Source organism: Ruegeria sp. BHSA118, assembly GCF_059613405.1.
On record NZ_JBXWSM010000101.1, the window covers coordinates 1 to 11,438 of the forward strand.

Consider the following 11,438-nt stretch of genomic DNA (forward strand, 5'->3'; position numbering starts at 1 on the left):
GCCCGTAGATGAACGGATAACGGTACTCTCGCCAGTCGCTGGGTTTTGGCAGAACGTCGCTGTCCAGAAAGCGGCGCGCCAGTGCCTTGTCCCAGTCAACGGATTCGGTGCCGCGCTGGACAGGCGAATACTTGGGGGGGACAGGTGCGTTTTGCGAAACGTAATACCCGGACCGCCCCTTGGCCGTCAGGTAGTCATTGGCCAACAGTTCGGTGTAGGCCAATGTCACCGTTATTCGGCTGACCCCAAGATGCGCGGCCAGTTTGCGTGACGAAGGGAGTTTTTCTCCGACGTGAAAGCGACCGGACAAGATGCCTTCGGCAATCATCTGCTGGATCTGGGCCTGCAATGTGCCCTGACCATTGAGTTCAAGAAAGAATGTATCGACCGAGATCCCCATGCCTGCTTATAGGGTGGACTTAAGGCCGGGGCAATCTGGACTTACATCGCAGTCACGAAATTTTGTCAGCGGGGTTGACTGGAAAGTTTCTTCGATCTAAAAAACTAGAAATCTAGTTTAATGGAGATAACGGATGTGGGAAGCTGCTGCTGCCGGATTTTCTGCCATGGGATCTGAAGCCCGGCTGAAAGTCCTCAAGACGCTGGTCCGGGCTGGCAAAGCCGGATTGACCGTTGGCGAGATACAGGACCGGACAGGGATCGCCCCGTCGACCCTGGCCCATCACCTGCGGTTTCTTGCGGCCGGTGGTGTGGTCGAACAGGAAAAGGTCGGTCGAACCACGATCAACCGCGCCAATTACGATGAATTGAGAAATCTGGCGCAATTCATTCTCAGCGAGTGCTGTGCTGACGAAGTTGGAAAGGCTGCGAACGATGGCTGAATTGACACAGAACCCCCGCATGACTGCCAAAGTGGTGCTGGACCTGATCAAGACGCCCTGGACGCTGATCGTCGTCATTCTTGCGGCGGTGGCAATCCTGGATCCCGGAAACTTGCCCGAGGTGGTGGCATTTGCAGCCAAGGCTCTGGCGCATACAGGGCAATATATTCTGTTTGCAGTGCTTCTGCTGTCTTACCTCAAGGCGACCGGCGCCGAGGTGATGGTGGCGCGTGCCTTTGAGGGGCGCGAGACCCGGATGATCTTTCTGGCTGCGTTGTTCGGTGGTCTTGCACCGTTCTGCTCTTGCGAGGTTATCCCCTTTATCGCGGGTCTTCTGGCCCTTGGTGCGCCGTTATCCGCGGTCATGGCGTTCTGGCTCAGCTCACCCTTGATCGATCCACCGACGCTTTTGATTACCGCCGGTGCGCTGGGATGGCCCTTTGCCATCGGCAAGGCTGTCGCTGCGGTTGCGCTTGGCCTGTTCGGTGGGTTCGCGGTTCGGTTGCTGATGCGCAAAGGCGCGTTTGCCCAGCCTTTGCGCGAATACAAGCCCGCAGGGTGCTGCGGATGTGGTCCGAAAAAGGATGACAAACCGGTCTGGAAATTCTGGCAGGAGCCCGAGCGCCGCGCCCGGTTCCGTTCGGAATTCGTGCACAACGGTCTGTTCCTGTTGAAATGGCTTGCGCTGGCCTATGTGCTTGAGGCGCTTTTGGTCAATTATGTCCCCGCCGACCTGATCGCCGGCGTGGTTGGCGGAGAAGGCGTGCTGCCGATCGTCGTTGCTGCGCTGGTGGGTATGCCGGCCTACCTGAACTCCTATGTGGCGCCGCCGTTGCTGGCAGGGTTGATGGAGCAAGGTATGACAGCGGGTGCTGCCATGTCGTTCATGGTTGCCGGTGCTGTCAGCTCCATCCCGGCGATGGCTGCGGTCTGGTCATTGGTCAAACCACGTGTCTTTGCAACCTATCTGACCCTGGGGGTCGGTGGCGCAATCGTGGCAGGTATTATCTTTCAACTGGTATGAACGCAAAAGCCTCCCCGGTGTCAGCATCGGGCGGCTTTTATCCGTTCGGTTCCGTCGTTCAACTAACGTCGCAGAGACGTGGCAGTTTGAGCCGGTACCGGGCTTTTCCGCTTTCGACATAAATGCGTTTTTCGATACAGGCCGTCGTGCCCACTGTCTGCGAAATCTGTGCATCTGTGGACGTAATCGATGTGGCGGACCCATCCGGCAGGCGGACCGATGCCACGACGCCGTTCTTCAGATCTCCGTTCACCGGAGTTGCAGACAGAACCGGGACGGTCAGAAACGCCTCATGCTCGTGTTCGCCTTCATCCCCCAGCAGGAACAATGTCGTGACGATGGCAATCATGACAACGCCACCGGCCAGACCAAGCCCCCACGTTTTCAGAAAGGCATAAATCGTGACGGCGCGATGCGGGCCAAATACCGCAGATAGAACGTTCAGCATGGTGAGTCCGTGAAAAAAAAGCCCCAGCCGTAATGGCCGAGGCTGTTTGCGCGTTACGGGCGAAGATCGTCTTCGTCTTCTTCATCGGACCCACCCTTGGGCAGGTTGAAAAAGCTGTCGGCGTCGATGATCGGCTCGTCTTCTTTCTCTTCCGACGGCTCGTCGGACAGCGAGAAGGTTTCCAGACCTTCAATTGCGGTCGGGATTTTCGGCGCTGCGTCCATTTCCAGCGACTGCTCGGTCGACACCAGCTTGCGACGTTCGTCATCGCTCATCACGCCGCCTTCAGCTGCTTTCTTGGCCGCTGCCTTCTGTACGGCGGTGTCCAGTTCGGACTGTTTGCACAGACCCAGAGCAACCGGATCAATCGGCTGCATGTTGGCGATGTTCCAGTGCGTGCGTTCGCGGATCGACTGGATGGTGGGCTTGGTGGTGCCGACCAGCTTGGCAATCTGGCCGTCGCTGAGTTCCGGGTGGAATTTGACCAGCCACAGGATCGAGTTCGGACGGTCCTGGCGCTTGGACAACGGCGTATAGCGCGGACCACGACGCTTTTCCTCGCCGGCGGCCGATGGGTTGAACTTGAGCTTCAGCTTGTGAAGCGGGTTGTTCTGTGCCGCGTCGATCTCTTCCTGGGTCAGCTGGTTGTTGGCAATCGGGTCAAATCCCTTCACGCCAGCAGCCACATCCCCATCGGCGATGCCCTGCACTTCCAGCTCATGCATTCCTACGAAATCCGCGATCTGCTTGAAGCTGATCGTGGTGTTGTCCACCAGCCATACGGCGGTTGCCTTGGCCATAAGCGGTTTTGCCATCAGCCCGTCTCCTATACATACATCTGTCCCGTCGCCGGAATTCGGCGGCCCCTTGGTTTTGGGGCAGGTTTCCGTTGTCGGGGAACTTGGCCCGTATATAGTCGCGCAAAGGCAAGAAGGGAAGAGGCGAATGCGCCAAGGGATTATGGGGCTGGTTTTGTGGGTCTTGAGCGCGGTCGCTGCGCTGGCCGAGGGCGAAAAGGCGGGCGAGTTCGACTACTATGTCCTGTCGCTCAGCTGGTCGCCGAACTGGTGCGCCCGCGAAGGTGACGCACGCGGCTCGGATCAATGTGATGATCGGCATGATCAAGGCTGGATACTGCACGGGCTTTGGCCACAGTTCCATCAGGGCTGGCCGTCCTACTGCCGTACACCCGAAAGCCCACCTTCGCGACGCATGACGCGGGAAATGGAGGATATTCAGGGCAGTTCCGGCCTTGCTTGGCATCAGTGGAAGAAACACGGAACATGCTCGGGATTGTCAGCGACCGACTATTTTGCCTTGTCCCGGCGGGCTTATGACGCGGTCAAGCGCCCACAGGTGTTCCGCAAACTGGATTCAACCGTCAAACTGCCGGCTTCGGTGGTCGAGGATGCGTTTTTGAAGGCCAACCCGGGGCTTGAGCGCGATATGATCACGGTCACCTGCAAACAGGGCTATATCGAAGAGGTCCGCCTGTGCCTGTCGCGCGACCTTGATCCGGTGCCCTGCGGCCGCGACGTGATCCGTGACTGCACCGCCAAGGACGCGCTTTTCGATCCGATTCGTTAAAGCTTTTTGTTCTGGCAGTCCCGCGCATAGTCCAACGCCTTGGCGGTGCCTTTCAGATCGATGGCCATCACCACCTCGCCTGCGGGATTGTAGACGGTCATCGTCTTGTTTTGGGCGATGGCGTTCACAAAGGTTCGGTCGGTAAAAAACACGGTTGCGCCCGGCACGTCGCGCTCGTTGAACCCGATGGCCGTGGCATCATAGCTTTTGCCGTCCAGATCAAAGCGGATCGGATAGCTCTCACCCTGTTTAATGTCGCCCCAGGCCTTGTTGTACACGGCGAAGTACCCGCGATTACCCAATGCGTCATAGCCCAGCCGCACGACCGAGAGGTCCTGATAGACCGTCTGGATCAGACACCCGTTCCCAAGCGTTGGGTCCATCATGATGTTCCAGCCTTCGACGAAGCCTTTGTCTACGAGTTCCTGCGACAGGGCGGCGGTTGCGGTGAAGGCGGCGAAGGTAAAGGCGAGAAGGCGGGTCAAGTTAAGCACTCCCAACTAAAAAATGCGGTTGGCTGTATCTAACTGTAACTCGGTTTCAGGCAAACAGTATTCTCTGAAACCTAGTCCAGATGCTTCAGCAGTTTCAAAGTACGACAGTATTGCGCGGCAACTATGCTACAGTGCTTGCGTTCAAGAATGTGAGAAACGCTATGACTGCCAACAAAGCGCAGGCGGATTACTGGAGTTCAGCTCCGGGGCTTCAGTGGATCAGGTTCGAAGAAGAACTGGACGCTGTTTTTGAAGCGGTGGACCAAGAACTCATCCGGCGAGCGGGTGATATCCATGATGCAGATGTGCTTGATGTCGGTTGCGGAACCGGCGCTACGAGCCGTGCTTTTGCGAAAAAGCTGCCCCCAAATGGAACACTGACGGCGTTGGATATTTCCAAGCCGCTGTTGGAGCACGCTCAAGAGAAAGCTGGAAAACTTCCTGTAAAACCAAAGTATTTTTTGATGGACGCGCAACAAGGTGCGATCCCAAGCGCGCCATTCGATCTTGTGATTTCGCGCTTTGGCGTCATGTTCTTTTCCGATCCGAACGCTGCGTTTGCCAATATACGAAAGCACATGCGGGCACAGGGGCGTTTGATTGCAGCGGCTTGGGCTCCAATGGCAATAAACCCTTGGTTCGATGCTCCATGCAAAGCGGCAGTTTCACGTTTGGGCCCACCTGATCATGCTGATCCCAACGCACCGGGACCTCTGGGTTTTCAGGATATCGGTTACGTTGTCGATGTGTTGAAAAAAGCAGGGTTCAAAAATGTGACAGGAGAGGTTTCGGCGATCACACTAAAACATCAAGGACCGCTCAAGAAAGTTGCTGACTTGGCTTCCAACATAGGACCCGCAGCGCGAATTCTAAAAAAGTATTGCGGAACGGATGCGGATGTTGCGGCAATACAAGAAGCAGTTATGAAAAAATTCAGGGTATTCGAGAAGCCGGAGGGCGTGGGTATTCCCGCAAAGTTAAACTTTTTTGAAGCAGTTAACCCTGGATAAGCTTACAAAAGACAGCCAGGAGACATACACGTACAGCTGGTGTATCGCTCTGCGTCAGGCTACAATTCCTTACGCGCCCTGAGCGCCGCCGTGATAGTTCCGTCATCCAGATAATCCAACTCGCCCCCAATTGGCACGCCTTGCGCCAGTGAGGTCAGGCGCACCTGACCTTCCAACTGGTCCGCGATGTAATGGGCGGTGGTCTGACCGTCGACGGTGGCGTTCAGCGCCAGGATGACTTCGGAAATCCCTTCGGCCACAACCCGGTCCTTGAGGCGGGGAATGCGCAACTCGTCCGGGCCAACGCCATCCAGCGCCGACAACGTACCGCCCAGAACGTGATAACGGCCTTTGAACACTCCGGCACGCTCCATCGCCCAGAGGTCGGCCACGTCTTCGACCACGCACAGCTCGCCGGTTGCGCGGGCCTCATCGTTGCAGATGTCACAGATGTCGGTGGTGCCCACATTGCCGCAGTTCAGGCATTCGCGGGCGGTCACGGCGACTTGCTGCATGGCATCAGACAGGGGCGTCAGCAGCAGGGCGCGTTTTCGGATCAGGTGCAGAACCGCGCGGCGGGCCGAGCGGGGGCCGAGGCCCGGCAGTTTGGCCATCAGGTCGATCAGATTGTCGATGTCGCTGTTCGAACTCATGGCCAATCCTGTCTTGCGCCGGAGGGAGCCTCCGGCGGGAGTATTTTAGAAAAGATGAAGCTCAGAACGGCAGCTTGATGTCTGCGGGCAAGCCCATGCTTTCGGTCAGCTTGGCCATTTCTGCCTGCGAACGTTCGGTTGCCTTGGTCTGCGCATCCTTGATGGCGGCCAGGATCAGGTCTTCGACCACTTCCTTGTCATCGCCGTTGAAGATGGACGGGTCGATATCCAGACCTTTGAGTTCACCCTTGGCTGTCGCCGTTGCCTTGACCAGGCCTGCACCAGATTCGCCGACAACCATCATGTTGTTCAGCTCTTCCTGCATCTCGGTCATCTTGGTTTGCAGGTCCTGCGCGGATTTCATCATCTTGGCCATGTCACCCAAACCGCCAAGCCCGCCTAGTCCTTTCAGCATAGTATTCTCCTGTGTCTCCGTTTGCGCTCTAGATACGGGCAGCAGCCACATGGCACAAGGGTTCTCCCGCCGGTCGGAGGCTCATCTGTTCCGACCGGCATGTTGATCAGCGCAGGCGTCAGCGGGAACGTGCTGCCCATCCGCGGCGCCATATTTGCCAGCAGGCCCGACAAGCGCAGATCGCCCTTGGCGCGCGTATGGACTGCAACCGAGACTGATTGAATGGGGCACAGAAAATCCGGGGCGGGGTTCGAATGGCCAGGGAGCACCCGGACCAGAATTATCACGGGCCACCTTCCGCTGGCCGATGTCGCAACAAACGATCTGAGACATGCAGGCAGAGGTGATATGCGCACAAGTCCGTGCCATACATCAAGGGAGGATGTGTTCGATCGAAACTTCGATCTGTTTCGTTTGAACCAGGGGGTGACGGGCGGCGGGGTCAGTCTTCCTCGAACGGGTCCCACTCGTCTTCCACCTCGGGAAGCGCTTCGGTCTCGACCTTGGCGGCGCGTTGTTCCGGCGTTTCGATCCTGGTGATTCTCGCCTTTGGGAATTGCGCCAGTACAGCCTGAACCAAAGGGTGTTGTTCGGCCTCGGATTTCAGTGTCAGCTCGGCCTCGTCCCTGACTTCTGCAATTGTGGGGGCTTCTCCGTCCGAGACGATCGAGACAGCCCACCGATTTCCTGTCCAGCGTTGCAAGGCAGTGCCCAGTCGTGGCGCCAGATCCGCCGGTGCCTGGGCGGCGGGTGTGAATTCGATTCGTCCGGGTTGATAGGAGACGAGGCGCACGCCGTTTTCTACCTCGACCAACAACTTCACGTCGCGATTGGTCCGGATCAGTTCCACCACGTGGTCGAAGGTCGGGTAACGGGCAAGGGCCGTCTGGGCATCCTGCGCCAGGGCTGCAACCGGTGCGCCACCGGAACCACGAGGGGACGGCGCATAGGCAGGTGGATGGGCCGCGCCAGCCGGCGCCGGACCGGCGCCCGGTCGGGATATCGAAACGCCGCCATTGGGCCCGCTCGGCGGCGGTGGCGGGGTATCTTGCAACCGTTTGATCAGCTCTTCGGGGCTGGGCAAATCCGCCACATGGGTCAGGCGAATAACGGCCATTTCAGCGGCCATCATGGCGTTGGGAGCAGCCGAGACTTCCTCGAGCGCCTTCAGCAGCATTTGCCACATCCGGGTGAGAACCCGCATTGGCAGAGCCTCGGCCATGTGTTGGCCCCGGGTCCGTTCGTCCGGAGAAACCGTCGGATCCTGCGCCGCGTCAGGCGTGATCTTCACGACGGACACCCAATGCGTGATCTCGGCCAGATCGCGCAGCACCGCCAGCGGGTCCGCGCCTTCGGCATATTGGCCGCTCAACTCGGTAAGTGCTCCGGCGGCATCGCCGCGCAGGATCATATCCATAAGGTCCAGAACCCGGCCACGGTCTGCCAGTCCAAGCATTGCACGGACCTGATCGGCGGTCGTCTCGCCAGCCCCGTGCGAAATCGCCTGATCCAGCAACGAGGTCGCATCCCGGGCCGATCCTTCCGCTGCTCGGGTGATCAGCGCCAGCGCGTCTTCGGCGATCTGGGCGTTTTCCGCCTCGGCGACCTTGCGCAGCAGGCCAATCATGTCTTCGGGTTCGATCCGGCGCAGGTCGAAGCGCTGGCAGCGGGACAGCACAGTGACAGGCACTTTGCGGATTTCCGTGGTTGCGAAGATGAACTTCACATGCGCGGGCGGTTCTTCCAGCGTCTTGAGCAGCGCGTTGAACGCGCTGGTCGAGAGCATATGAACCTCGTCGATGATATAAATCTTGTAACGCGCGCTGGCGGCGCGATAGCGGACACTGTCAATGATCTCGCGGATATCATTGACGCCCGTACGGCTTGCGGCGTCCATCTCCATCACGTCGACGTGGCGGCCTTCCATGATGGCCACACAATGTTCGCACTGACCGCAGGGTTCGGTTGTGGGGCCACCGGTTCCGTCGGGTCCGATGCAGTTCATGCCCTTGGCGATGATCCTTGCGGTCGTGGTTTTGCCGGTGCCGCGAATGCCGGTCATGATGAAGGCCTGCGCGATCCGGTCGGCCGCGAACGCGTTTTTCAGGGTGCGCACCATGGCATCCTGACCCACCAGATCGGCAAAGGTTTCCGGGCGATATTTGCGGGCGAGAACCTGATAGGCGGGGCGGGAGCTGTCTGTCATGTCTTCTCGTTGGGATTCGGTGCTTGGGCACAGCGTAGTGGCCACCGCTGCCCGCGTCCACAGCGTGGCGCGATGATTTTTGATTTAGAAACGAGTCGCTTTCGCACTAAACTGCATCAGCGGATTTAATGACTCATTTTTGTAAAGAGTTCTTTGGGGAGGACAGGATTCATGTCGCAGTTGGTTATCTACGCCCTGCAAGTCGGTGGCGGAACGCTGGCACTGACCTCGATGCCCGGACGCGGCGGAGATTATTCCATCGATTTGGATACGATCGCAGCCTGGCAGCCGGGGCTTGTTGTTTCGATGACGACGGACGTCGAAATGCTTCAGGACGGGGCGCAGGAATTTGGCAGCGATATTCAAAGCCGCGCCAGCCGATGGGTTCACCTGCCGATCGAAGATTTCGGCGCGCCGACAAAGGCGATTGATGACGCGTGGCCGTCCGTCAGCGCCGCGGCCCGACACGCGCTGTCAGGAGGAGGCCGCGTATTGGTGCACTGCCGTGGGGGATGTGGCAGGTCAGGTATGGTTGTCCTGCGGCTGATGGTTGAATGCGGTGAGCGCGCGGACACAGCGCTGCAACGATTGCGGGCGGTGCGTCCCTGCGCCGTCGAAACGGATGCGCAACTGGCCTGGGCCTCGCAGCGTGCCCAGGCACCGGTCAGTCTGGACTCAGATTGAAATCTGCGCGGGCGGGCAAACAGGTTTTCGAGGCCGGATCGTGGAAACTTCGATCATCGCGCAAGGTGGGGTTTTCACGACGCCCGATGGCATCGCACTGATCGTGTTTCCGAAGATCAGGTCGGCGTAGCCGTTCAGCGGCTCAATTGCGGCTTCGGGCTGCGTCCCGCAAAAGACACGAATACTGTCTGATTGCGCGCGGAAAACTGCGTGACATCCTTCGGTGCAATGTGACAGCTCACTGCTGCCATCAATCTCGAAATCGTCACTTGTGGCCGAGGTCGCCTGGGCCATGGCTTCGGATATCGAGCGCGCCAGCCGCGCCAAAGCGGGGCAGGTTTTACCCGTCCGCTGACATACTGTTGCACTGAATTCATGTGTTTTTGTCTTCCAGATCATCCTGCGCCCTCCGCGCTTGGTGGACAGGATATTGGGGGCAGGTGGGACAGCGTGATGCCGTCAGGACCTGCCCGGACACCCCGCCCGAGTTTCGGTTTCGTTTCCGATGGCAGGTCTCCTGACTTGCGGGTCATGGCTTTGCCGACCTTCCCAGCCTTCAGGGCCAGTGGCGTTTCGGCATCGCTTACCGCTTACAGTTGCGGGGGCAGTCGCGGAATTGGTTGTTGCCTGCATGACCAGACATTACCGCACCGTGTTCCCTTTTCATCCCGACCCCTTGTGGAGGCCGGAAACCATCACACAACCGCTAGCGTTTGAGCGCGCATCGAGTCAAGCCGATCTTTTGACCGGACGCTTGGTCATGCTGGATACGATGTCGGTTCGTGCATAGTGTCGAGGGTGTTGAGGTTCGGAAACCGGATTTACCAAGCGCAAAGCCAGAGATCATGTTGGACACAGAGCAAACGGTATTGACCGAGGAGTTTCGCTTTCCGTCCGGGCAGAAAACACTGTCTGCCCGGTTGTACAGCCCGCAGACTTCGCCAGAAATCGTCGTCGTGCTGAACAGTGCAACGGGTGTGCCGCGCGATTATTACCGTCATTTCGCACGATGGCTTGCTGCCGAGCAGGGTATGGCCTGCCTGACCTATGACTATCGCGATTACGGGCATTCCTTGACCGGCCGTCTGAAAGATTCGCGTGCGACCATGGCGGATTGGGCCTTGATCGACATGCCCGCGGCACGGGCGGAAATGCGCAGACGGTTTCCCGATTCGCAGCATTGGACCATCGGCCATTCGATCGGCGCGATGCTGGGACCTGTGCAGCCGGATATCGATCGGATTGACCGGATGATCTGTGTGTGTTCGGGGCTGGTAACCCTGGGCGACCACCCGTGGCCCTATCGTGGTTTGGCAGGGTTGTTCTGGTATGGTTATGCCCCGCTTTTAGCCCGAGCCCTTGGCTACCTTCCCGGAAAGGCGATCGGGTTTGGCTCGGATCTGCCGGCATCGGTCTATTGGCAGTGGCGCAAATGGTGTACGGCGCCTTTGAATTATGTGCTTGAAATCGGGCATGAGTTACCTGCGGCGCAGTGGAAGGATTCTGGAACGCCCGTGGATTTGTTCACCTTCGTGGACGACCAGATGGTGCCGCCGGAAGCGGTTTGGCGGCTTGCGGATCTTTACGGCCCCGATGCCAACCGCCACCTGCTGAGCCCCGCCGATTTCGAGTTGCCTGAGGTTGGTCATATCGGAGCATTTGCCCGTCGCAATGCAGCGGTTTGGCCGCGACTGATCGCGTGATCAGACGCGGCGCAGGACGGGCCGGGCACCGACCAGCCATCACCGGTTGCAAAGTTTCTTTTCCTTCATGACGCCACGGACCATCTTGCCGAACGCTTTGTCCCGCGCCCGGGACTGCGCGACGGTTTCAGAGTTGCGCTGATCTTCGCGCCGCAGCTTGCGCCACCGGTCCAATCGAGCCGGATCAAGCGTGCCGTGGCTGATTGCCTTTTGCACGGCACATCCGGGCTCGGAGTTGTGCTGGCAATCCGGAAAACGGCAGTCCCGGCTCAACTCGGCAAGGTCCGAGAAAACGTCGTCGATCCCGTCCTGAGCGTCCAGCAGGCGCAATGCACGCATTCCGGGTGTATCGATCAACCAGCCGCCGTTGCG

The 11,438-nt window shown here is 58.8% G+C and carries 14 protein-coding genes, 1 pseudogene and 1 riboswitch; of the genes and pseudogenes, 6 read left to right on the forward strand and 9 right to left on the reverse strand.

The window, feature by feature from the left end; all coding sequences use genetic code 11:
* The coding region (locus AC2FNN_RS20140) for a GntR family transcriptional regulator (protein WP_496760212.1) at positions 1-400 on the reverse strand (400 nt) is incomplete at its 3' end.
* Positions 401-533: 133 nt separating this feature from the next.
* Here AC2FNN_RS20140 and AC2FNN_RS20145 point away from each other — a divergent pair.
* Together AC2FNN_RS20145 and AC2FNN_RS20150 are read left to right on the forward strand one after the other, a co-directional pair.
* Positions 534-842 (forward strand): ArsR/SmtB family transcription factor, encoded by a 309-nt coding sequence (locus tag AC2FNN_RS20145; RefSeq protein ID WP_171207031.1) that lies wholly within the window; start codon positions 534-536, stop codon positions 840-842.
* Positions 835-1,866, forward strand: coding sequence for a permease (locus AC2FNN_RS20150; RefSeq protein ID WP_496760213.1), 1,032 nt, complete (start codon positions 835-837; stop codon positions 1,864-1,866). Before AC2FNN_RS20145 ends, AC2FNN_RS20150 begins: the two co-directional genes overlap by 8 nt.
* Positions 1,867-1,924: 58 nt before the next feature.
* On the opposite strand, the gene AC2FNN_RS20155 is transcribed toward AC2FNN_RS20150, so the two are convergent.
* Both AC2FNN_RS20155 and AC2FNN_RS20160 read right to left on the reverse strand, forming a co-directional pair.
* Positions 1,925-2,314 carry a hypothetical protein gene (locus AC2FNN_RS20155; RefSeq protein WP_496760214.1) on the reverse strand — a complete coding sequence of 130 codons (390 nt, stop codon included), beginning with the start codon at positions 2,312-2,314 and terminating at the stop codon, positions 1,925-1,927.
* 53 nt (positions 2,315-2,367) lie between these two features.
* Complete coding sequence (locus AC2FNN_RS20160; protein WP_496760215.1) at positions 2,368-3,129, reverse strand: DUF1013 domain-containing protein; 762 nt, start codon at positions 3,127-3,129, stop codon at positions 2,368-2,370.
* A 130-nt stretch (positions 3,130-3,259) separates the two neighbouring features.
* Here AC2FNN_RS20160 and AC2FNN_RS20165 point away from each other — a divergent pair, with 130 nt between their 5' ends.
* Positions 3,260-3,901, forward strand: coding sequence for a ribonuclease T2 family protein (locus AC2FNN_RS20165; RefSeq protein WP_496760216.1), 642 nt, complete (start codon positions 3,260-3,262; stop codon positions 3,899-3,901).
* On the opposite strand, the gene AC2FNN_RS20170 is transcribed toward AC2FNN_RS20165, so the two are convergent.
* The gene (locus AC2FNN_RS20170; RefSeq protein ID WP_496760217.1) at positions 3,898-4,386 is read right to left on the reverse strand and encodes a hypothetical protein; all 489 of its coding nucleotides are present in this window, start codon (positions 4,384-4,386) and stop codon (positions 3,898-3,900) included. The two genes, AC2FNN_RS20165 and AC2FNN_RS20170, sit on opposite strands and share 4 nt — an antisense overlap.
* Before the next feature lie 170 nt (positions 4,387-4,556).
* On the opposite strand from AC2FNN_RS20170, the gene AC2FNN_RS20175 reads away from it, so the two are divergent.
* Positions 4,557-5,405 carry a class I SAM-dependent methyltransferase gene (locus AC2FNN_RS20175; protein ID WP_496760218.1) on the forward strand — a complete coding sequence of 283 codons (849 nt, stop codon included), beginning with the start codon at positions 4,557-4,559 and terminating at the stop codon, positions 5,403-5,405.
* 59 nt (positions 5,406-5,464) lie between these two features.
* Here the strand turns inward: AC2FNN_RS20175 and recR are convergent, their stop codons facing one another.
* The 3 genes from recR to AC2FNN_RS20190 all read right to left on the reverse strand — a co-directional run bounded on the left by recR (position 5,465) and on the right by AC2FNN_RS20190 (position 8,679).
* Positions 5,465-6,058 carry a recombination mediator RecR gene (gene recR, locus AC2FNN_RS20180; RefSeq protein WP_496760219.1) on the reverse strand — a complete coding sequence of 198 codons (594 nt, stop codon included), beginning with the start codon at positions 6,056-6,058 and terminating at the stop codon, positions 5,465-5,467.
* Between the two features lie 61 nt (positions 6,059-6,119).
* Positions 6,120-6,473, reverse strand: coding sequence for a YbaB/EbfC family nucleoid-associated protein (locus AC2FNN_RS20185; protein WP_171236037.1), 354 nt, complete (start codon positions 6,471-6,473; stop codon positions 6,120-6,122).
* A 442-nt stretch (positions 6,474-6,915) separates the two neighbouring features.
* Complete coding sequence (locus AC2FNN_RS20190; protein ID WP_496760220.1) at positions 6,916-8,679, reverse strand: DNA polymerase III subunit gamma/tau; 1,764 nt, start codon at positions 8,677-8,679, stop codon at positions 6,916-6,918.
* Between the two features lie 171 nt (positions 8,680-8,850).
* On the opposite strand from AC2FNN_RS20190, the gene AC2FNN_RS20195 reads away from it, so the two are divergent.
* Positions 8,851-9,363: a protein-tyrosine phosphatase family protein gene (locus AC2FNN_RS20195; protein ID WP_496760221.1), complete on the forward strand. Its 513-nt coding sequence runs from the start codon at positions 8,851-8,853 to the stop codon at positions 9,361-9,363.
* On the opposite strand, the gene AC2FNN_RS20200 is transcribed toward AC2FNN_RS20195, so the two are convergent.
* Positions 9,355-9,762 carry a hypothetical protein gene (locus tag AC2FNN_RS20200; RefSeq protein ID WP_496760222.1) on the reverse strand — a complete coding sequence of 136 codons (408 nt, stop codon included), beginning with the start codon at positions 9,760-9,762 and terminating at the stop codon, positions 9,355-9,357. The genes AC2FNN_RS20195 and AC2FNN_RS20200 overlap by 9 nt on opposite strands.
* 91 nt (positions 9,763-9,853) lie before the next feature.
* A riboswitch (cobalamin riboswitch) is annotated at positions 9,854-10,075 on the reverse strand.
* A 133-nt stretch (positions 10,076-10,208) separates the two neighbouring features.
* Between AC2FNN_RS20200 and AC2FNN_RS20205 the strand changes: the two genes are divergently transcribed.
* Complete coding sequence (locus AC2FNN_RS20205) at positions 10,209-11,066, forward strand: alpha/beta hydrolase family protein (RefSeq protein WP_496760223.1); 858 nt, start codon at positions 10,209-10,211, stop codon at positions 11,064-11,066.
* Between the two features lie 39 nt (positions 11,067-11,105).
* Here the strand turns inward: AC2FNN_RS20205 and AC2FNN_RS20210 are convergent.
* Positions 11,106-11,438 (reverse strand): annotated as a pseudogene (locus tag AC2FNN_RS20210) (ribosome small subunit-dependent GTPase A); the annotation flags it as partial.